Here is a 21525-nt window from a genome sequence, read left to right on the forward strand (position 1 = left end):
TCATATGTTTCCGCTCAACGTTCGAGAGCGCCAGAAAGGTTCCCCGCATGGAGGGAATGGCCGTAAGGCTGCAGGGCCTGCGGAAGACGTTCGGGGAGACGGCCGCCGTGGCCGGGGTCGACCTGGAGATCCGGGACGGCGAGTTCTTCTCGATGCTCGGCCCCTCCGGCTCGGGCAAGACGACCGTCCTGCGCCTGATCGCCGGCTTCGAGACGCCGACCGAGGGCCGTATCGACCTCGCCGGGCGGGAGGTCACCGGCCTCGCGCCCTTCGAGCGGGACGTCCACACCGTCTTCCAGGACTACGCGCTGTTCCCGCACATGACCGTCGAGCAGAACGTCGCCTACGGCCTCAAGATCCGCAAGGTTCCCAAGGCCGAGCGGCTGGTGCGGGCCCGCGAGGCCCTCGCCGAGGTGCGGCTCGACGGTCTGGGCGGGCGCCGCCCCGCGCAGCTCTCCGGCGGTCAGCGCCAGCGCGTCGCACTGGCCCGCGCCCTCGTCGGCCGCCCCCGGGTGCTGCTCCTCGACGAGCCGCTCGGCGCCCTCGACCTGAAGCTGCGCGAGCAGATGCAGGTCGAACTGAAGGCGCTGCAACGCGAGGTCGGCATCACGTTCGTCTTCGTCACCCACGACCAGGAGGAGGCACTGACGATGAGCGACCGCATCGCGGTCTTCCACCAGGGCCGCATCGAACAGGTCGGCGCCCCCGCCGAGATCTACGAGCGCCCGGCGACCCCGTTCGTGGCGTCCTTCGTCGGCACCTCGAACATGCTGCTCGGCGAGTCCGCCCGGCGGATCCTCGGAGCGTCCGGCACCCACAGCGTCCGCCCGGAGAAGATCCGGGTCCTCAAGGAGGCCGCCACCGCCGACGAGCCCGAGGTCGCCACCGCCACGGGCACCGTCGCCGAGGTCGTCTACCTGGGCGACAGCACCCGCTTCCTGGTCGACCTCGACGCCGGCGGCCGGCTCACCGCTCTCCAGCAGAACCTGGAGACCTCCGCCGAGGACGTCGCCGCCTACCGCGGCACCCGGGTCCGCCTGGCGTGGCAGCGCCGCCACGCGGTCCAGGTCCCCGACGCCCGCTGATCCACCCCACCTCCCAGGGAGAACGTCGTGCGCCTCACCCGAACCCTTCAGGCCGCAGCCGCCGCCGCGCTGCTGCTGACGGCCACCGCCTGCGGATCCTCCGGTTCCGCGGGCTCCTCCTCGTCCCCCGGGCTCAACCCGCCCGACCTCAAGGCGCCGTCGAAGCTGGGCGCGGCGGAGGGCCAGGTCAACCTGATCGCGTGGGCCGGCTACGTCGAGGACGGCTCCAACGACCCCAAGGTCGACTGGGTCGGCGACTTCGAGAAGAACACAGGCTGTCAGGTCCACTCCAAAGTGGCGGCCAGCTCCGACGAGATGGTCAAGCTGATGAAGACCGGCCAGTACGACGCCGTGTCGGCCTCCGGCGACGCCTCGCTGCGCCTGATCGCCTCCGGCGACGCGGCCCCCGTCAACACCGCCCTCGTCCCCAACTACAAGGACATCTTCGGCGACCTGAAGATGCAGCCCTGGAACTCCGTCAAGGGCAAGGCGTACGGCATCCCGCACGGCCGCGGCGCCAACCTGCTGATGTACAACACCGAGAAGGTCAGCCCCGCGCCCACCTCCTGGTCCGCCGTCTTCGACGACGCCTCGGCGCACCGGGGCCACGTCACCGCGTACGACTCGCCCATCTACATCGCCGACGCGGCCCTGTATCTCAAGTCCACCCGGCCCGAGTTGAAGATCAAGGACCCCTACGCGCTCGACCAGAGGCAGTTCGACGCCGCCGTCGCCCTGCTGAAGAAGCAGAACACGAACATCGGCGAGTACTGGAGCGACTACCTCAAGGAGGTCTCCGCCTTCAAGAGCGGCGACTCCGTGGTCGGCACCACCTGGCAGGTCATCGCCAACCTCGCCGCCTCCGAGGGCGCCAAGGTCAAGGCCGTGGTGCCGAAGGAGGGTTCGACCGGCTGGTCCGACACCTGGATGGTCGCCGCGAAGGCCAAGCACCCCACCTGCGCCTACAAGTGGCTGGACTGGATCGTCTCCCCGAAGGTCAACGCCCAGGTCGCCGAGTACTTCGGCGAGGCCCCCGCCAACGCCAAGGCCTGCGCGCTGACCGCCGACAAGAACTTCTGCGCCACCTACCACGCCGGCGACACCGCCTACTGGAAGCGGATCGCCTTCTGGAACACCCCCATCCAGCAGTGCCTGGACGGCCGCACCGATGTCAAGTGCGTCCCGTACGCGCGGTGGGTGCAGGCCTGGACCGAGATCAAGGGCTGATCCATGACCGTCACCGCGCACAGCGCCGGGCGGGGCTCGCGGGCCACCGTCCGGCGGCTGGCCGGAGTGCTGCACCGCCACCCCCGGCTCCGGCTCTCCGCGCTGCTCACGGCCCCGCTGCTGTGGCTGACCGTGCTGTACCTCGGCTCGCTGACCGCGCTGTTCGTGTCCGCCTTCTGGACCACGGACGCCTTCACCTCCGAGGTGGTGCGGGTCTGGACGGCCGACAACTTCCGCGCGCTGCTGACCACGCCCGTCTACCGCCAGGTGGTGCTGCGCAGCATCGGCGTCGCGCTCGCGGTCACGGCGCTCTGCGTGGTGATCGCCTTCCCGCTCGCCTTCTACACCGCCCGCGTGGCCCGGCCGCGGCGCCGCCCGCTGCTGGTGGTCGCCATCCTCACCCCGCTGTGGGCGAGTTACCTGGTCAAGGTGTACGCCTGGCGGCTGATCCTGTCCGAGGGCGGCCTCGCCGACTGGATGCTGAGGCCGTTCGGGCTCGCCGGTCCGGGGTTCGGCCTGGCGGCCACCGTGCTGACCCTGACGTACCTGTGGCTGCCGTACATGATCCTGCCGATCCACACGGCCCTGGAGCAGCTGCCCGCCAACCTGCTCGACGCCTCCGCCGACCTGGGCGCCGGGGCCTGGCGCACCTTCCGCTCGGTGGTGCTGCCCATGGTGCTGCCGTCCGTGGCCGCCGGGTCGGTCTTCACCTTCTCGCTCAGCCTCGGCGACTACATCACCGTGCAGATCGTCGGCGGCAAGACCCAGCTGATCGGCAACCTCGTCTACTCCGACATCGAACTCAACCTGCCCATGGCCGCCGCGCTCGGCACGGTCCCCGTCGTCGTCATCGTGCTGTACCTGCTGGCCGTGCGCCGCACGGGCGCCCTCAGCAGCCTGTAAGAGGGGTGTTCCTCGTCATGCAGCTCTCCCGTCCGGCCCGCCTCGCGCTGCGCGTCGCCGCCGGCTTCGGCTTCGCGGTGATCTACGTGCCGCTGCTGCTGGTCCTCGTCAACTCCCTGAACCCGGACCGCAGTGCGAGCTGGCCGCCGCCAGGACTGACCGCGCACTGGTGGTCGGTGGCCTGGGACAACTCCGGTGCCCGCGCGGCTCTGTGGGTGTCGGTGAAGGCGGGCCTCGGCGCCACCGCCGTCGCCCTGGTCCTCGGCACGCTGATCGCCTTCGCGGTGGCCCGGCACCGCTTCTTCGGCCGCGACACCCTCTCCTTCGTGGTCGTGCTGCCGATCGCGCTGCCCGGCATCGTCACGGGCATCGCGCTCAACTCCGCGTTCAGCGCGGTCCTGGAGCCCCTCGGCGTCGGCCTCGGCCTGTTCACGGTGGTCGTCGGGCACGCCACCTTCTGCATCGTCGTCGTCTTCAACAACGTCGTCGCCCGGCTGCGGCGCACCTCCGGCTCCTACGAGGAGGCGGCGGCCGACCTCGGCGCGCACACCTTCCGCGCCTTCGCCGACGTCACCTTCCCGCTGGTGCGCTCGGCGCTGTTCGCGGGCGGCCTGCTCGCCTTCGCGCTGTCCTTCGACGAGATCGTGGTGACCACCTTCACCGCCGGGCCGGGCGTCGAGACCCTGCCCGTCTGGATCTTCGGCAACATGACCCGGCCGCAGCAGGCGCCGGTGGTGAACGTCGTGGCGGCCCTCCTCGTGCTCCTGTCCGTCGTGCCCATCTACGTCGCCCAGCGGCTGTCGGCGGACACGGCGACCACGAGCCGGGTGTAGCCGGGGCGGGGTGGTGCCCGCGTGGCGGGGATCGGCCGGGTCCGGCCGGGGCTGTCAGGGGTCGGCCGCGGGCTGTCCGGGGCCGTCGGCGGGTGCCGGCCCGCGCGGGTGCGCACGGGGCCCGGCCGCCCGGCCGGGCCTGTTCCCTCCACGTGTGGTGTGTGACATAGTACTGGCGTGGGCGAGTCGCTGACCTGCGATGTCGTGATCGTCGGCGCCGGGATGGTGGGCGCCGCGTGTGCTCTGTACGCCGCTCGGGCGGGCCTGGACGTGACCGTGGTGGACCGCGGACCGGTGGCCTCCGGCACGACGGGCGCGGGGGAGGGCAACCTCCTCGTCTCCGACAAGGAGCCCGGCCCCGAACTCGACCTGGCCCTGCACTCCCTGCGGCTGTGGCGCGAACTGGCCGGGGAACTGGGCGATCTCGTCGAATACGAGCCCAAGGGCGGGGTCGTCGTCGCCACCACCCCCGAGTCGCTGACCGGGCTGGAGGCCCTGGCGTCGGCCCAACGAGCCTGCGGGGTACGCGCGGTGGGCGTGTCCGCCGGGCAACTCCGCGTACTGGAGCCGTACCTGGCGCCCGGACTGGCCGGCGCCGTGCACTACCCGCAGGACGCCCAGGTCATGCCCGCCCTGGCCGCCGCGCACGTGCTGCGGGCCTCCGGCGCGCGGCTGCTGACCGGCCGGACGGTGGGCGAGGTGCTGCGCGGCCCGGCGGGCGCGGTGCGCGGGGTGCGCACCGACCGGGGCACCGTCCACGCCCCGGCCGTCGTCAACGCGGCCGGGGTGTGGGGCGGCGAACTCGCCGCGCTCGCCGGGGTGTTCCTGCCCGTGCTGCCCCGGCGCGGCTTCGTCCTCGTCACCGAACCGCTGCCGCCCCGCGTCCGGCACAAGGTCTACGCGGCCGGCTACGTCGCCGACGTCGCCGGCGACTCGGCCGTCCTGCGGACCTCCCCGGTGGTCGAGGGGACGGCCGCCGGTCCGCTCCTGATCGGCGCCTGCCGCGAACGGGTCGGCTTCGACCGGTCGTCGTCCCTGCCCGCGCTGCGGGCGCTGGCGGCGGGCGCGATCCGGCTGTTCCCGTTCCTGACCGGCGTACGGGCGCTGCGGACCTACGCCGGTTTCCGCCCGTACCTGCCCGACCACCTGCCCGCGATCGGCCCGGACCCCCGCGCGCCCGGGCTGTACCACGCGTGCGGGCACGAGGGCGCGGGCATCGGGCTGGCGACCGGGACCGGGCCCCTCATCGCGCGGGCGCTGACCGGGGCCGAACCCGCCCTGGACCCGGCGCCGTTCCGGCCCGACCGCTTCCCGCCGCCCGGCGCCGGACCGGCCCGCCCCGCGCGGGTCCGGGGGGAGGCCCGGTGAACCCGCTCGAACGGGTGGGGGCCAGGCCCGGTCCCGCCTTCACCGTCACCTTCGACGGCCGGGAGATCGAGGCCCTGCCCGGCCGGACCGTCGCCGCCGTGCTCTGGGCCGCGGGCGTCACCTCCTGGCGCACCACCCGGGGCGCGGGCCGCCCGCGCGGGGTGTTCTGCGGGATCGGCGTCTGCTTCGACTGCCTGGTGACCGTCAACGGCCGCCCCAACCAGCGGGCCTGCCTGGCGCCGGTGCGGCCCGGTGACGTGATCCGCACGCAGGAGGGGACGGGCCATGAGGACTGACCTCGCCGTGGTCGGCGCGGGACCGGCGGGGATCGCCGCGGCCCTGGCGGCGGCCGCGCGCGGGACGCGGGTCACCCTGCTCGACGCGGCCCCGGCGCCCGGCGGCCAGTTCCACCGGCAGCCCGCACCCGGCCTCGGCGCCCCGCGCCCCCGGACGCTCCACCACCACGGGCGGATCCGGGAACGGATGCGGGACGCGCTCGCGGCCAGTGACGTGCGCATACTGACGGACCATCATGTGTGGTTCGTGGAGCGCGGTTTCACCGTGCACGCCCTGCGCGGCCCGGACCAGCGGGAGCCGGTCGCGGTCCGCGCGCGCGCCGTGCTGATCGCCACCGGCGGCTACGAGAAGGTGCTGCCCTTCCCCGGCTGGACCCTGCCCGGCGTCGTCACCGCGGGCGGGGCGCAGGCCCTGCTGAAGGGGGCGCTGGTGGTGCCGGGGCGCCGGGCCGTCGTGGCGGGCACCGGGCCGCTGCTGCTGCCGGTGGCGACCGGGCTGGCGACGGCCGGGGTCGAGGTCGCCGCGCTGGTGGAGTCCACCGCAGCCGAGACCCTCGTACGGCACGGGCGGGCCCTGGCCGCCAAGGTGCCCGAGGGAGCCGGACACGCGGCCCGGCTGCTGCGCCACCGCGTCCGCCTCCTGACCCGCCACACGGTCGTCCGTGCGCACGGCGACACCGCGCTGACCGGCGTCACCGTCGCCGCACTGGACACCGCGGGCCGCGTCCGGCCCGGCACCGCGCGGCACCTCGACTGCGACACCCTCGCCGTCGGGCACGGGATGCTCCCGCACACCGACCTCGCCGAAGCGCTCGGCTGCGGACTCGACGGCCCTGCCGTGCGGGTGGACGACGAGCAGCGCACGGACGTGCCCGGAGTGTGGGCGGCCGGGGAGACCACCGGCGTCGGCGGCGCCGCACTGGCGCTCGCGGAGGGCCACATCGCCGGCCGGTCGGCCGCGGCCCGGCTGAAGGGCACCGCACCCGACCCGCGCGGGTGGTCCGCGGCCGCCCGGGCCCGCCGCCGGCTGCGGGCCTGCGCGACGGCACTCGACGCCGCGTACGCCCCGCCCGCGCACTGGGCCGACCAGGTCACCGACGACACCGTGCTCTGCCGCTGCGAGGAGGTCACCGCGGGCGCCGTCCGCGCGGCCGTGACCGGGCTCGGCGCGGGAGACCTGCGCACCGTGAAGCTGCTCACCCGGGCCGGCATGGGCTGGTGCCAGGGCCGGATGTGCGCACCGGCGGTCGCCGGGACCGCCGGCTGCGAACTCGTGCCGGGCCGGATGCCGTTGGCCCGGCCCGTGCCGCTCGGCGTGCTCGCCCGCCACCCCGACGACGTCACCGAGGAAGGAACCCCATGACCGGCCACCGCCCCTGGCACGGCGTCCTCGTCGCCACCGCGCTGCCGCTGCGCGAGGACCTGTCCGTGGACTACGACCGCTACGCCGAGCAGTGCGCCTGGCTCGTCGAGAACGGCTGCGACGGCGTCGTGCCCAACGGCTCGCTCGGCGAGTACCAGGTGCTCACCCCCGAGGAGCGCTCCCGGGTCGTCGACACCGCCGTCGCGGCGATCGGCGGGCAGCGCGTGGTGCCGGGCGCGGCCGCCTACGGGTCCGCCGAGGCCCGCCGCTGGGCCGAGCAGGCGGGCGGCGCCGGCTGCCGGGCGGTGATGCTGCTGCCGCCCAACGGCTACCGCGCCGACGAGCGTTCGGTCCTCGCCCACTACGCGGAGGTCGCGAGGACCGGTCTGCCCGTCGTCGCCTACAACAACCCCGTCGACACCAAGGTCGACCTCGTGCCCGAGCTGCTGGCGCGGCTGCACGGCGAGGGACACATCCGAGCCGTCAAGGAGTTCTCCGGAGACGTCCGCCGCGCCTGGCGGATCGCCGAACTCGCCCCGGACCTGGACCTGCTGGCCGGTGCCGACGACGTCCTGCTGGAGTTCGCCTTCGCGGGCGCCAAGGGCTGGGTGGCCGGCTTCCCGAACGTCCTGCCCGCCGCGACCGTCGAGCTGTTCCACGCCGCCGTCGACGGCGACCTGGCCACGGCCCGGCACCTGTACCGGCAGCTGCATCCGCTGCTGCGCTGGGACTCGCGCCCCGAGTTCGTGCAGGCCGTCAAGCTGTCCATGGACGTGGCCGGACGGTACGGCGGCCCGGTGCGGCCGCCCCGTATGCCCCTGCTGCCGGGGCAGGAGGCCGCCGTCCGCGCCGCCACCGAGAAGGCCCTCGCGGCCGGACTCGCCTAGCGCGGAGAAGGGCGGACGTTCATGCGCAGCAGACTCGTCCTGCACGCCGTCGACTCGCACACCGAGGGCATGCCCACCCGCGTCGTCACCGGCGGGATCGGCGCCGTGCCCGGAGCGACCATGAACGAGCGGCGGCTGTGGTTCCGCGAACACCGGGACGACGTCAGGCGGTTGCTGATGGACGAACCGCGCGGCCACTCCGCCATGAGCGGGGCGATCCTCCAGCCGCCGGCCCGCCCCGACTGCGACTGGGGTGTCCTCTACGTCGAGGTCTCCGGCTGGCTGCCGATGTGCGGACACGGCACGATCGGCGTGGCGACCGTGCTGGTCGAGACGGGGATGGTCGAGGTGGCCGAACCGGTCACCACCATCCGGCTGGACACCCCGGCGGGCCCCGTGGTCGCCGAGGTCGACGTACGCGACGGCGCCGCCAGGGCCGTGACGCTGCGCAACGTCCCGTCCTTCGCCGTCGGGCTCGGCCGGAAGGCCACCCTGCCGGACGGGCGGACGGTGACGTACGACCTCGCGTACGGCGGGAACTTCTACGCCATCGCCCCGCTGTCGGAGTTCGGCCTGCCCTTCGACCGCGCCCGCAAGGACGACATCCTCGCCGCCGGACTGGCCCTGATGGAGGCCGTCGCCGCCGAAGGAGAGCCGGTGCACCCGGGGGACCCGTCCATCCGCGGCTGCCACCACGTCCACCTGTACGCCCCCGGCGCCACCGCACGCCACTCGCGGCACGCCATGGTGATCCACCCCGGCTGGTTCGACCGCTCGCCCTGCGGCACCGGCACCAGCGCGCGGATGGCACAGCTCCACGCGCGGGGCGAACTGCCCCTGCACACCGAGTTCGTGAACGAGTCCTTCATCGGCACCCGGTTCACCGGCCGGCTGCTCGGCACCACGGAGGTGGCCGGACGCCCCGCGGTGCTGCCCAGCTTCACCGGCCGCGCCTGGATCACCGGCACCGCCCAGTACCTCCTCGACCCCGAGGACCCCTTCCCGGCCGGGTTCGTCCTGTAGGCCGCACCGGTAATGTGCCGGTGATCGAGGAGGAGGACGACCCCATGGCACCGCAGCACGGCCCCGCACTGCCCGCGCTGGGCGGCAGGAGGCCCAGCTACCGGGAGCGGGTGGCGGACGCGCTGCGGGCCGCGATGATCACCGGCGAACTGCGTCCCGGCGAGGTGTACTCCGCGCCCGGCCTCGCCGCCCGCTTCGGGGTCTCCGCGACACCGGTGCGCGAGGCGATGCTCGACCTCGCGAAGGAGGGTCTGGTCGACACCGTCCCCAACAAGGGCTTCCGGGTCACCGCCGTCTCCGGGCGGCAGCTCGACGAGTACACCCACGTCCGCGCCCTGATAGAGATCCCGACCACGGCCTCACTGGCGACCACCGCCGACCCCGGCGACCTGGCGGCGCTACGGCCCGTGGCGCGGGAGACCGTGACCTCGGCGGCGGCCGGCGACCTCATCGCGTACGTCGAGGCGGACCTGCGCTTCCACCTCGGTCTGCTGGCCCTCGCGGGCAACGGCCACCTGGTCGACGTGGTCAGCGACCTGCGGCGGCGCTCCCGGCTCTACGGGCTGACCTCCCTGGCCGAACAGGGGCGGCTCCAGGCGTCGGCCGAGGAGCACCTGGACCTGCTGGACGCGCTGCTCGCCCGGGACGAGGAGACCGCGCGGACGGTGCTGACCCGCCACCTCGGGCACGTGCGGGGACTCTGGGCCGCCCCCTGAGAGCGAGGACCGCTCTCGGGCCCGCCCGGCCCGCTCAACCCTCCGGGCGTGCCGCACACGACAGGGGCGGCCACATCCTCCAGGATGGGAGGGGGCCGGACCTGCCGCACCGGCGAGTCGGTGACGCCCGGGCTGACGCGCGACTGTCCACGCCGGTGTTCCCTCGGCAAGGGAGAGGCATGACCGAAACAGACTCCGAGGGTGCTACGGGCGGCCGCTGCAACGGGCGCCGCGATCCCGGCTCCGGCATCGTCGACCTGAGGCGTGTGGGGGCGAACCCCGACTTCTGGTACCCGGTCGCGCGGTCCGGCGAGGTGCGCAGCGGCCGGGTGATCGCGACCACCTTCGCCGGCGAGCGGATCGCGCTCTACCGCGGGCGGAGCGGTGCCGTCCACGCGCTGGAGGACCGCTGCGCCCACCGGCAGGTGCCGCTGAGCATGGGGGTCGTGGAGGGCGAGACCCTCCGCTGCTGCTATCACGCCTGGGCCTATCGCGGCGACGGCCGCATCTCGCAGATCCCGTACCTCTCCAAGGGCGACGGCCGCCCGCCGCGCGGCGTGCGCGGCTACCCCGTCCACGAGGCGTACGGCCTGGTGTTCGTCTTCCCCGGCGATCCGGAGAAGGCGGCGGTCACACGGCCGCCCGAGCTGCCGGCGTTCGGCTCGCCGAAGTACCGGACCATGACCTTCTCCCGGACGGTGCGCTGCCACTACTCGTTCATGCACGAGAACCTGCTCGACATGAACCACCAGTTCCTCCACCGCGGCGTCGTCGGCAGGCTCCACCCCGAGTTGCTGGAGTACCGCACCGGTGAGCGCTCGGTGGAGGCGAAGTACCTGTTCACCCACGCCGGAGGGAAGCGAAACCGCGGCGCCGGCCTGCTGGCCGGGGAGGGCATCGGGGGCAGCGACTCCGCCGATGTGATGACCATCCGCACGGACTACCCGTACCAGACACTCGACCTGGTTCCGGAGAACGCCGAACGCCCGGCCTTCCGCCTGTGGACCGCGTACGTGCCCGAGGACGCCGAGCAGCGCCGGTGTCACGTCTACGGCCTCCTCATGATCGAGAAGCCCGGGATTCCGGGCGTGCTGCACCTGGCGTGGCCGCTCATCAGGCGCTTCACCGAGCGCGTCTTCGCCGAGGACCGCATGGCCGTCGAAGCCGAGCAACGGGCGTGGGAGGAACAGGGCGAGGACCGCAACCACGAGGTCTTCCCCCTGATCCTGGACGTGCGCGAGGTGCTGCGCGCCAACGGTGTGCCGCTGCGCCCCCGGGCTGCCCTCTGCGGCCCGGTCTCGGGCGACGGCCGTGCGTCGGCGCCCGGCCACCATCCGGCAGGACCGGGCACGCCCGCCGCTGCGGGGCCCTCCGTGGACCAGCCGGGCGTGTGAGCGCGGGCGGGGGCCGTTCGGCGGACGTCCGGTTCCGGCCCACCGCCTCGGTGATGTAGGACGCCCCCGACTTCCGCCGTGAGAAGGCTGGTCAGAGGGGTTCAGCCCCCGGCGGTCCGACGTCCGGTGGACAGCCCTGCGTGCGGAGCCGGGTGCCGGGGGCGAGCGCGGCGATGCCGCCGTGGGGGATGTCGCAGCCGACGGGCACAGGGGGAGCGATCGGGCACGCGAGCCGTGCGCTCGGGGGTCCTGGTGCCTTCTGCGGGGCCTCCGGAAGACCTGGTCGTGCCGGCTCCGCGAGGGCGGGCGCTCGCGCACCTCACGTACCGCCGAGCTTCACATGGGCGCAATCCGACCCTTCCCTCCCGTTCGATGCGCTTGGAACACTCGCTCCGCGCAGTCCCCCCTGCACCGGCCATCCGTACGTCAGGATGAGAGGTCCCTCACCCATGTCCGAAGTCAACCGGCGCCGCTTTCTCCAGCTCGCGGGCGCCACGACGGCCCTCACGGCGCTGTCCGGCAGCATCGAACGTGCCGTCGCACTGCCCGCGAACCACCGCACCGGGTCGATCGAGGACGTCGAGCACATCGTCGTCCTCATGCAGGAGAACCGTTCCTTCGACCACTACTTCGGCACCCTCGGCGGAGTCCGCGGCTTCGGCGACCCGCGCCCGGTGACCCTGCCGAACGGCAAGCCCGTCTGGCACCAGTCGGACGGCACGAAGGACGTGCTGCCCTTCCACCCCGACGCCGACGACCTGGGGCTGGCCTTCCTCCAGGACCTCCCGCACGGCTGGAACGACGGACACCAAGCCTTCAACCAGGGCAAGTACGACCAGTGGGTGCCCGCCAAGTCGTCCACCACGATGGCGTACCTGACCCGGGACGACATCCCGTTCCACTACGCCCTCGCCGACGCCTTCACCGTCTGCGACGCCTACCACTGCTCGTTCATCGGCTCCACCGACCCCAACCGGTACTACCTCTGGAGCGGATACACGGGCAACGACGGCCAGGGCGGCGGCCCGGTCCTCGGCAACGACGAGGCGGGCTACAGCTGGACGACGTACCCGGAACGGCTGGAGAAGGCGGGCGTCTCCTGGAAGATCTACCAGGACGTCGGCGACGGCCTCGACGCCGCCGGCGGCTGGGGCTGGATCGAGGACGCCTACCGCGGCAACTACGGCGACAACTCCCTGCTCTACTTCAAGCAGTACCAGAACGCCCAGCCCGGCGACCCCCTTTACGACAAGGCCCGCACCGGCACCGACGCCCGCAAGGGGGAGGGGTACTTCGACCGCCTCAGGGCCGACGCCAAGAACGGCGAACTGCCGCAGATCTCCTGGGTCGTCGCCCCCGAGGCGTTCACCGAGCACCCCAACTGGCCCGCCAACTACGGTGCCTGGTACATATCCCAGGTCCTGGACGCGCTCACCTCCAACCCCGAGGTGTGGGCGAAGACGGCCCTGTTCGTCACCTACGACGAGAACGACGGCTTCTTCGACCACGTGCCTCCGCCTTTCCCGCCCGCCTCCGCCGCGCAGGGCAGGTCGACGGTCGACGTCGGCCCGGACGTCTTCCCGGGTGACGGCGCGCACGTCCCCGGCCCGTACGGACTCGGCCAGCGGGTGCCGATGCTCGTCGTCTCGCCCTGGAGCAAGGGCGGGTTCGTCTGCTCCGAGACGCTGGACCACACCTCCGTCGTCCGGTTCATGGAGCGCCGCTTCGGCGTGCACGAGCCGAACATCTCGCCCTGGCGCCGCGCCGTCTGCGGTGACCTGACCTCGGCGTTCGACTTCTCCCGCACGGACACCCGGCCGGTCTCGCTGCCGGACACCTCCGGCTACCGGCCGCCGGACCACGACCGCCACCCCGACTACGTCCCGACCCCGCCCGCCCACCCGGTGCTGCCCCGCCAGGAGAGCGGCCACCGGCCCACCCGCCCCCTCAAGTACGCGCCCGTCGTGGACGGTTCGGCGGACACCGCGGCCGGGAAGCTCACGCTGACCTTCGCCTCCGGCGCGCACGCCGGTGCGGTCTTCCTCGTCACCTCCGGCAACCGCGCCGACGGCCCGTGGACGTACACGGCCGAGGCCGGCAAGACGGTCTCCGACACCTGGAACTCCGCGTACTCCGGCGGCTCCCACGACCTGACCGTGCACGGCCCCGGCGGCTTCCTGCGCGTCTTCAAGGGCCCCGGCGCGGTGGCCGGCCCCGAGGTCACCGCCCGGCACACCGGCGACGACGTCGAGCTCACCTTCACCAACAAGGGCGCGGCCACGGTGCGGCTGAAGGTGACCAGCGGCTACGGCGGCGCGTCGCGGACGGTGACGGTGCGCTCCGGCGCCACGGTGAAGCAGCTCTTCGACCTGACGGCGAGCAGCCGTTGGTACGACCTGGAGGTCACCTCCGAGGCGGACGCGACGTATCTGCGGCGGTTCGCCGGACATGTCGAGAACGGGCGTCCGGGGGTGAGCGACCCGGCGATCGCGACCGGATGACGTGCCCCTCGGGGCCGGTGTCTTTCCGGCCGACTCACGGTAGTGTGCCCCGGTGACCACGCATTCGAACACACCTGCAGGTTGGTACCCGGATCCGCACGGGGCGTCCCAGACGCTGCGTTACTGGGACGGCTCCCAGTGGACCGAGCACACCCACGCCGGCCAGCCGGTCCAGGGCACGCCCCAGATGCCGCAGCAGCAGGCCGGTCCCGACGCGCGCGTGCAGCGCCAGGTGCAGCAGCAGGCCGGTGTCGCCCCGAGCGGCGTCGGCGGCGGCTCCCTCTTCAGCGAGCCCGTGCTGGTGGTGAACCAGAAGGCCAAGCTGATCGAGCTGACCAACGAGTACAAGGTCTTCGACCAGAACGGCAATCAGATCGGCGCGGTCACCGAGGTCGGTCAGAGCGCACTGAAGAAGATCCTCCGGTTCGTCTCCAGCCTCGACCAGTTCATGACGCACAAGCTGGAGATCCGCGACTCCTACGGTCGGCCGCAGCTGCTGCTGACCCGGCCCGCGAAGATATTCAAGTCCCGGGTGGTCGTGTCCCGTCCGGACGGCTCCGTCGTCGGCGAGATCGTCCAGCAGAACGTCTTCGGCAAGATCAACTTCGCGATGAACGCGAACGGCCAGCAGGTCGGCGCGATCAAGGCGGAGAACTGGCGCGCCTGGAACTTCGCGATCGTCGACCACGCCCAGAACGAGGTCGCCCGGATCACCAAGACCTGGGAGGGCCTGGCCAAGACGATGTTCACCACGGCCGACAACTACGTCCTGCAGATCCACTTCCAGCTGCCCGAGCCGCTGCTGAGCCTGGTGGTGGCGACGGCGCTGACCGTCGACACCGCGCTCAAGCAGGACTCGCGCGGCCTGGGCTGACGGGCGGTCACAGCCGTGTGAGACGCCCCGGCCCGGCGGGCCGGGGCAGCACCACCTTCTGCTGCGACGCCGGTTCCGGTTCCAGGGTCGGAACAGCGGCCACGGGGTGCGCCTCGGGGCCGCTGCCGCGTTCCGCCGCGGAGTACGGTGCCGACGCGTCCCGTCCCGCCGTCCCGGTCCGTACGGGCCGCGGCGCCGCCTCGGGCCGCTCGGGCCGGGGCGCCGCCCGCGAGAGCAGCACCACACCCGCGGCGGCGAGCACCGCCCCCGCCAGGGCGAGCAGGACGCCCGTCGTGCCGCCGGACAGGCCCTGGCCGAGCAGGGTCAGCCCGATCAGCGCCGCCGCCACCGGGTTCGCCAGCGTCACCACAGCGAGCGGAGCGCCGAGGCCGGCCCGGTAGGCGGTCTGCGACAGCAGCAGCCCGCTCGTCGCGAACGCCGCGACCAGCAGCGCCACCAGCACCACCCGCACGCTCAGCAGCGGCCCCGAATGGTCGGTGGCGGCCACCGTGACCGTCTGCGTCAGGGCCGAGGCGACACCCGAGGCGACGCCGGACGCGGTCGCGTGCCGCAGGCCCGGCCGCGCTCCCGGCCGGGACAGCGCGCCGATGAGAGCGGCCGTGCCGCCGGCGACGGCCACCGCCTGCACCGGGCTCAGCACCTGCTCGGGCGCCGGCCCGGAGGCCGAGAGGAGCAGCGCGCCGAGTCCGAGGAGCGTGCAGGCCGTGCCGCGCCACTCGGTCCCGCTCACCCGCCGCCCGGCCGTCCGGGCCCCCATGGGCACGGCGGCCACCAGCGTCAGCGCGCCGAACGGCTGCACCACGGCCAGCGGGCCGTACCGGAGCGCCACCACGTGCAGCAGGGCCGCCGACCCGTTCAGCGCCACGGCCGACCACCAGTCGCCGGAGCGCAGCAGCCGCCCGGCGCCCGCCCCGGCGTCACGCCGGGCCAGCCGCTCCTGGGCGACGGCGGCGGCCGCGTAGGCGACGGCCGAGAACAGCGACACGAGCACGGCGAGCAGCGTGGCGCTCATCGGCCCGCCCCCGCCAGGGCGTTCGCCGCGGCCGGCCCGAACTGCCCGGGACCGCGTGCCGCCAGGGCCGTCGCCGTCGCCGGAGCTGCCGAGGCCGTCGGGGTTGCCGGAGCCTCCGTCCGGTGCGGTGGGCGGACCGCCGTCAGGGCCGCGGCGAGCAGGGCCGCCGCCACGAGCGCGTCGAGCCAGTAGTGGTTCGCCGTGCCCACGATCACCAGCAGTGTCACCAGCGGGTGCAGCAGCCACAGCGCGCGCCACCGGGACCGGGTGGCCGCGATCAGCCCGGCCGCCACCATCAGCGCCCAGCCGAAGTGCAGCGACGGCATCGCCGCGAACTGATTCGACAGATGGTCGCCGCGCGGCGGTCCGTACACCGACGGCCCGTACACGCGCGCGATGTCCACCAGGTGCGCCGCGCCGAGCATCCGGGGCGGGGCGAGCGGAAACGCCAGGTGCAGCGCCAGGGCCGCCGCCGTGACCACGGCGAGGACCCGGCGGGCCCAGACGTAGTGCGCGGGACGCCGCAGGTAGAGCCAGACCAGGAAGGCCGCGGTGGCCGGGAAGTGGACGGCCGCGTAGTAGGTGTTGGCGAGGTGCGCCGGGAGGCCGCCGGACAGCAGCGGGGACTGCAGCGCGCCCTCGCCGGGCAGGTGGAGCGCCCGCTCCAGGTCCCAGACCCGGTGGGCGTCGCGGAACGCCTCGGCGGTGTGCCCCGCCGCCAGTTGCCGGCCGAGCTTGTAGACGAGGAAGAGGCCCGCCACGAGCAGGAACTCCCGGACGAGCGGAGGGCGCGCGGGTGCGCCGGGTTCCGCCACGTCGGCCGCGGCCAGGGCGTTCGCGCCCCGGACCGGTTCGGCCGCAGTGGCCCGGATCGGCTCGCCGGTGAACGCGGCCCGGGCGTTCGTGCCCCCGACCGCCTCGGCGGCCCCGGTACGGGGAATCGCCCCCGGTGTCCCGGCGGCCTCGGTACGGGCGGTCATCCCCGGCCCCCTCGCTGACGGTGGTGCGTGTGGTGGTGCGTGCCCGGGCCCCGAGTACGGGCCGGACGGGCATCGATACGGTAGCGTACCGATACGCGAGTGTACCGATACGGTTCGGTACCGGTACACTGCCGTATCGATAGATGTGCGCCACACTGGGGGCGGGCCGCCCGGCCCGCCGGACGCCGACCGAGGGGATGAGCGATGACGTCGCAGGCCGCGGACCGACCCGAACCGGTCGTCGCCTCGCGCCGCTCCAAACTGACGCCCGAGCGCGAGCAGGAGTTCTTCGACGCCGTGCTCGACCAGATCCGCGAGTGCGGCTACGACTCCGTGACCATGGAGGGCGTCGCCGCGAGCACCCGTTGCAGCAAGTCCACGCTGTACCGGCAGTGGAGGACCAAGCCGCAGTTCGTCGCGGCCGCGCTGCGCTCCGACCGCCGGTCGCGCTTCGACGGCGTCGACACCGGCTCGCTCGCGGAGGACCTGCGGTGCGCCGCGCGGGCCGCGGGGGAGTGGTCGGGCAAGGACACCAGGCTGGTGGAGGCGCTCGGGCACGCCATCACGCAGGACCCGGAGCTGAGGTGCGCGCTGCGCGAGACACTCGTGGAGCCGGAGATCGCCGCCCTGCGGGAGATCCTGCGGCGCGGGGTCGAACGCGGGGAGGTGCCCGCCGGTCATCCCGCCCTGGAGTTCGTGCCGGTGCAGATGTTCGGTGTGCTGCGCGTCCGGCCCGTGCTGGAGGGGAAGTACGCCGACCCGGACTACCTGGTCCGGTTCGTGGAGGCCGCCGTGCTGCCGGCGCTCGGCCTCACCTGAGACTCAGGCCGCCGTCCACGGGATGACGGGACGGCGACCTGACCGCGCCGCACCGTGGGGACGGGGGCGGCGCGCACCCCAGGCCGGGCGGGGTCCCTCTGGAGCGGAGGGGGACCCCGCCCGGCCGATGTGTGCCGCGGGGGCGGGCGCGCCGGTCACACGTTCCGGCCGTCTCCGCCGCCCGTGGCCACCTTGATGCCCTTGGTGATCTCGTCGATGACGGACTGCTTCTGCCCGACGTCCACACCGAAGCGGACGACGATCATCCGCCGTGAGTCCGCGGGCGAGGGGAAGGCCAGCGACTCGACGTAGCCGTCGGCGCCCTTGCCGGTGACCGCCTTCCAGCGGACCAGATAGCCCTTCTGCCCGGCCACGGTGACGCCCTCGGAGGCCAGCACCTGGTGCGAGGTGATCGAGCCGTACGTCTTGCCGCCGTAGGACTCGCGGGCGTTGGCCGCTATGTCGGCCTTCGCGACCTCCTCGGCCGTGCTGCCCCGGGTGCCCAGGAGCAGGGCGGGCGCCGAGTACGCACCGCCCTTGGTGCACGTCTTGGAGGTGTCGCCGGGGCACTTGTACGCGTCGTCCGACGTCACCTGGGCGCCCGCGGTCAGCTGCTGGCCGTACCAGCCCCCGGGGACGGGAAGGCTGATGCCGCTGAGCCGGTCGGTGACCGAGCCGCTGCGGATCTTCGGGGCCTCGGACTCGCCGGGGCCGGGCGAACGGCCGCCGGACCCGCCCGAGCCGCCGAACGGGTCGCCCCGGCCGTCGGGTTCCCCGGGCCCGCCCCGGCCGCCCGGGCCCTGCCGGGACCCCGCCCGGTCGCCGCCGCCTCCGCCGTGCGCGGCCAGGGCGAACACGCCGATCCCGATGCTGGCCAGAACCGCCGCGGCCGCCGCCACGGCGACGCCCGTGCGCAGGCCGCGGCGCGGCGTGGTCCGCGGCTGCGCCGGATACGCCGGGTATCCGGGATATGCCCCGGCGGCCGGCGCCTGCGCCGGGGGACCCCATGCGGCGGCCGTCCCCGCGGCGCGGGTCCGGTCCGTCCAAGCCGTGCCGTCCCACCAGCGCTCGGTGGCGGGACCGTCCTTCGTCTGCCCGGGGTCGGGGTACCACCCGGGAGGAGTCACCTGCGTCATGCCCCCACCGTATGAGGTGTCGGTGAAAGCCGGATGAGAGGACCCGGGTTCGCGTGGAGGCACCGGCCCGCGGGGTCGGGCGACGTCCCCGCCCGGCCCCGGCGCGGCAACCGAACCAGCGCCCGTCCAGGGCCTGTTGACGCAACGGCCGCCCGCCGCGCAGGTCGCGGGACCCGCCGCGTCGTCCGTCCGCACCGTCCGTCACCCGTCATGGCAACAGGTGGCCGGAGCGCCCTCCACTTCCCCGGCCCGACGACTACTCTCGAGTTCTGTACGTCGTTCGGGCGACTTGGGGAGGTAGCGGGATGACGGAGGTAGGGCCGGGTGCGGCCGCCTCGGCTTCCCTGTGGGAGCGAGACGAGGAAGTCGCCGCCGTCCTGCGCGCGGTCGACACCCTGTGCGCCGACCGGTCGTCCTCGGGCAGCCTGCTGCTCTTCGAGGGCGAGGCGGGACTGGGCAAGACGGCCCTGCTGACGGAGACCCGACGCCTGGCCGAGCGGCGCGGCTGCACCGTCTGGTCGGCCCGCAGCGGCGAGACCCTCCGGTCCGTCCCCTTCAACGTCGTACGCCAGTTGCTCCAGCCGGCGCTCCTGTCGCTGATGCCGGAGGAGGCGCGCGAGTACCTCGGCGACTGGTACGACATCGCCGGCCCCGCCCTCGGCATCGCCGAACCGGGCGACCGGCACGCGGACCCGCAGGGCGTGTGCGACGGGCTGGTCGCCGCGGTGCGCCGCCTCGCCAGGCGCGAGTGGCCGCTCGTGCTGCTGATCGACGACGCCCACTGGGCCGACCAGGAGACCCTGCGCTGGCTCGCCGCGTTCGCCGAGCGCCTCGACGACCTGTCCGTGCTGGTCGTGGTGACCCGCCGCCCCGGGGACGTCGGCGGCGACAGCGGCCGCCATCTCGCGGCGGTCGGCGCGGCCGCGGGCATCAGCACCCTCAACGCCCTGACCCCGCAGGCCACCGCCGGTCTCACCCGCGCCACCCTCGGCCCGCACGCGGACGCCGCGTTCTGCCGCGAGGTGTGGGCCGTCACCGCCGGCAACCCCTACGAGACCGTAGAACTGCTCGCCAAGTGCCAGGACAGCGAGATCGAACCGGTCGAGGCCCGCGCCGGCGAACTGCGCGCCCTGAACCGCTCGGCCCGCGGCGGCGGCCTCGTCGCCCGCCTGGAGGACCTGGGCATCGACGCCACCCGGTTCGCCTGGGCCGCCGCCATCCTCGGCACCGGCATCACCGTCGACCTGGTCGCGCGGCTCGCCACCATGGGCCGCGACGAGGCCGCCCGCTGCGCCGAACTGCTGCGCGGCGCCCGGATCCTGACCAGGCCCGACCCGGCCGGGGCCCGGGGCGGCGACGGAGACCTGGAGTTCGTCCACCCGCTCATCGCGAGCGCCGTCTACCACTCCATCCCGGACGCCCTGCGCACCGCCATGCACGGCATCGCCGCCCAGGTCGTCGCCGACTGCGGACTCGGGGCCGCCGCGGCCTCCCGGCACCTGCTCCAGGTGCACCCGGACGACGACGAGGAACTCGTCGAGCAACTGCGCCTGGCCGCCCGCGAACACCTCGCCGTGGGCGCCCCCGACGCCGCCCGCCGCTGCCTGGAACGGGCCCTGCTGGAACCGCCCGTCCCCGAGATCCACGCCCGCGTCCTGTACGAACTGGGCTGCGCCACCCTGCTGACCGCGCCGGCCCGCACCATCGAGCACCTCCAACGGGCCCTGAGCATGCCCGGACTCGACGGCGACACCCGGGTGGACGCCGTCTGGCGCCTGTCCCAGGCGCTGCTCCACAACGACCAGTTGGAGGAGGCCGTCCGCACGGTCGAGGCGGAGGCCGCCCGCCACGAACCGGGGCCCACCCGGCTGCGGCTGCAGGCCGTGCAGTTCATGTGGGAGGGCATCCACGCGGGCGAGTCGAGCTCGCCGGACCGCTCCGAGCGGCTCGCCCGCCTCGCCGCCGGCTGCACCGGACGCGACAACCCCGAGCGGGCCCTGCTGATCCTGCGCGGCTTCGACGCCATGACCCACGGCGAGAGCGCCGAGGAGGTCGTCGCACTGTGCGACCGCGCCCTCGTCAACGGCCGCCTCGCCCCCGGCCTCGGCTGGACCGACCCCGAGTGGGGCATCGAGCTGCTGCTGATGCTGGCCAGCGCCTACGCCTACTGCGACCGGCTGGACCGCGCCGACGCCCTCTACAACGAGGCCCTGCGCGCCTACGAGACCGCCGGCTGGAGCGGCGGCCACCTCGCCCTGGCCCACGCCTACGTCGGCCTCGGCCACCGCAGGCGCGGCCGGCTGAAGGAGGCGGAGGCCTCCCTGCGCGAGTCCCTGCGGTTCGCCGAGCGGGTCGGCCGCGGACTGCCCCTGTACTGGACCGCGACCTGCAACCTCGTCGACACCCTGATCGCCCGCGGGCACGTCGAGGAGGCATGGGAGATCGCCGAGCGGTACGGGTTCGCCCCGCCCTACCCCACGACCATCGTCATCCCCGACCCGCGCTCCGTGCGCGGCCGGCTGCTGCTCGCCGTCGGCCGCACCAAGGACGGCATCAACGAACTGGAGGCCGCCGAGAAGGCGGCGGCCGTGCGCGGCCACCTCAACCCGGTGATGGTGCCCTGGGCGGTCGACCTCGCCCTGGCCCTGGCGACCGAGGACCCGGCGCGGGCCGGACGGCTGGCCGCCGACGTCCGCCGCCAGGCCGAGCGCTTCGGCACCGACACCGCCATCGGCGAGGCCCTGCGCTGCGCGGCGGCCCTGGAGACCGGCCAGCGCGCGGTGCGACTGGCCGCCCAGGCCGTCGCCTACCTGGAGGCCTCCCCCTGCCAGTACGAGCACGCCGCCGCCCGTGTCGAGTACGGCATCCTCGCCCGCTCCGCCACCGAACTCAACCGCGGTCTGGCGCTGGCCCGTTCGTGCGGCGCGGACGGCCTGGCGGCCCGGGCGCGAAAGGTGCTGGAGTCCGCGAGCGGGCTGCGCTAGCGGGCCTCGTTCGGATCAGGTCGGATCCCGGACCAGGCCGTGCCGGGCGTCGCGGACCCGGGCCGATCCAAGCGACCCCCCCCCGGGGGGAGGCTCACCACGC

At 74.1% G+C, this 21525-nt stretch carries 18 protein-coding genes; 15 read left to right on the plus strand and 3 right to left on the minus strand.

The genetic code is table 11. The features are described 5' to 3' along the window. Positions 1-47 precede the first annotated feature (47 nt). The 13 genes from ACIPM1_RS29245 to ACIPM1_RS29305 all read left to right on the plus strand — a co-directional run bounded on the left by ACIPM1_RS29245 (position 48) and on the right by ACIPM1_RS29305 (position 14470). A complete protein-coding gene (locus ACIPM1_RS29245; RefSeq protein ID WP_402439641.1) occupies positions 48-1085 on the plus strand; it encodes an ABC transporter ATP-binding protein in 1038 nt (345 codons plus the stop codon). Between the two features lie 27 nt (positions 1086-1112). Then, positions 1113-2312, plus strand: a complete 1200-nt coding sequence (locus ACIPM1_RS29250; RefSeq protein ID WP_402439643.1) for an ABC transporter substrate-binding protein — start codon at positions 1113-1115, stop codon at positions 2310-2312. 3 nt (positions 2313-2315) lie between these two features. Beyond that, positions 2316-3215 carry an ABC transporter permease gene (locus ACIPM1_RS29255; protein ID WP_356190434.1) on the plus strand — a complete coding sequence of 300 codons (900 nt, stop codon included), beginning with the start codon at positions 2316-2318 and terminating at the stop codon, positions 3213-3215. 17 nt (positions 3216-3232) lie between these two features. Continuing rightward, positions 3233-4048: an ABC transporter permease gene (locus tag ACIPM1_RS29260; protein ID WP_402439645.1), complete on the plus strand. Its 816-nt coding sequence runs from the start codon at positions 3233-3235 to the stop codon at positions 4046-4048. A gap of 177 nt (positions 4049-4225) precedes the next feature. Beyond that, positions 4226-5416, plus strand: coding sequence for an NAD(P)/FAD-dependent oxidoreductase (locus ACIPM1_RS29265; RefSeq protein WP_402439647.1), 1191 nt, complete (start codon positions 4226-4228; stop codon positions 5414-5416). Further along, a complete protein-coding gene (locus ACIPM1_RS29270; RefSeq protein ID WP_402439649.1) occupies positions 5413-5712 on the plus strand; it encodes a (2Fe-2S)-binding protein in 300 nt (99 codons plus the stop codon). The genes ACIPM1_RS29265 and ACIPM1_RS29270 overlap by 4 nt, the downstream gene beginning before the upstream one ends. After that, complete coding sequence (locus ACIPM1_RS29275; RefSeq protein WP_402439651.1) at positions 5702-7075, plus strand: NAD(P)/FAD-dependent oxidoreductase; 1374 nt, start codon at positions 5702-5704, stop codon at positions 7073-7075. Before ACIPM1_RS29270 ends, ACIPM1_RS29275 begins: the two co-directional genes overlap by 11 nt. Continuing rightward, on the plus strand, positions 7072-7962 hold the full coding sequence (locus ACIPM1_RS29280; RefSeq protein ID WP_402439652.1) for a dihydrodipicolinate synthase family protein: 891 nt from the start codon (positions 7072-7074) through the stop codon (positions 7960-7962). Before ACIPM1_RS29275 ends, ACIPM1_RS29280 begins: the two co-directional genes overlap by 4 nt. A 21-nt stretch (positions 7963-7983) precedes the next feature. Next, a complete protein-coding gene (locus tag ACIPM1_RS29285; RefSeq protein ID WP_402439653.1) occupies positions 7984-8985 on the plus strand; it encodes a proline racemase family protein in 1002 nt (333 codons plus the stop codon). A gap of 44 nt (positions 8986-9029) precedes the next feature. Further along, entirely contained in the window at positions 9030-9701 is a 672-nt protein-coding gene (locus ACIPM1_RS29290) for a GntR family transcriptional regulator (RefSeq protein WP_402439655.1), read from the plus strand. A gap of 179 nt (positions 9702-9880) precedes the next feature. Beyond that, positions 9881-11095 carry a Rieske 2Fe-2S domain-containing protein gene (locus tag ACIPM1_RS29295; protein ID WP_402439657.1) on the plus strand — a complete coding sequence of 405 codons (1215 nt, stop codon included), beginning with the start codon at positions 9881-9883 and terminating at the stop codon, positions 11093-11095. A 449-nt stretch (positions 11096-11544) separates the two neighbouring features. Next, the gene (locus ACIPM1_RS29300; RefSeq protein WP_402439658.1) at positions 11545-13596 is read left to right on the plus strand and encodes a phosphocholine-specific phospholipase C; all 2052 of its coding nucleotides are present in this window, start codon (positions 11545-11547) and stop codon (positions 13594-13596) included. 52 nt (positions 13597-13648) lie between these two features. Beyond that, positions 13649-14470, plus strand: coding sequence for a phospholipid scramblase-related protein (locus ACIPM1_RS29305; protein ID WP_356190376.1), 822 nt, complete (start codon positions 13649-13651; stop codon positions 14468-14470). Positions 14471-14477: 7 nt separating this feature from the next. On the opposite strand, the gene ACIPM1_RS29310 is transcribed toward ACIPM1_RS29305, so the two are convergent. Both ACIPM1_RS29310 and ACIPM1_RS29315 read right to left on the minus strand, forming a co-directional pair. Further along, the gene (locus tag ACIPM1_RS29310; RefSeq protein WP_402439661.1) at positions 14478-15503 is read right to left on the minus strand and encodes a hypothetical protein; all 1026 of its coding nucleotides are present in this window, start codon (positions 15501-15503) and stop codon (positions 14478-14480) included. After that, the gene (locus ACIPM1_RS29315; protein ID WP_402439662.1) at positions 15500-16483 is read right to left on the minus strand and encodes a phosphatase PAP2 family protein; all 984 of its coding nucleotides are present in this window, start codon (positions 16481-16483) and stop codon (positions 15500-15502) included. Before ACIPM1_RS29315 ends, ACIPM1_RS29310 begins: the two co-directional genes overlap by 4 nt. Positions 16484-16687: 204 nt before the next feature. On the opposite strand from ACIPM1_RS29315, the gene ACIPM1_RS29320 reads away from it, so the two are divergent. After that, complete coding sequence (locus ACIPM1_RS29320) at positions 16688-17302, plus strand: TetR/AcrR family transcriptional regulator C-terminal ligand-binding domain-containing protein (RefSeq protein ID WP_356190370.1); 615 nt, start codon at positions 16688-16690, stop codon at positions 17300-17302. A gap of 155 nt (positions 17303-17457) precedes the next feature. On the opposite strand, the gene ACIPM1_RS29325 is transcribed toward ACIPM1_RS29320, so the two are convergent. Continuing rightward, positions 17458-18438, minus strand: coding sequence for a DUF2510 domain-containing protein (locus ACIPM1_RS29325; protein WP_402439664.1), 981 nt, complete (start codon positions 18436-18438; stop codon positions 17458-17460). 305 nt (positions 18439-18743) lie between these two features. On the opposite strand from ACIPM1_RS29325, the gene ACIPM1_RS29330 reads away from it, so the two are divergent. Further along, positions 18744-21422 (plus strand): ATP-binding protein, encoded by a 2679-nt coding sequence (locus ACIPM1_RS29330; protein ID WP_402439666.1) that lies wholly within the window; start codon positions 18744-18746, stop codon positions 21420-21422. Positions 21423-21525 lie beyond the last annotated feature (103 nt).

This window comes from Streptomyces sp. NPDC086766, assembly GCF_044746005.1.
In the GTDB taxonomy this organism is placed as follows: Bacteria; Actinomycetota; Actinomycetes; order Streptomycetales; family Streptomycetaceae; genus Streptomyces.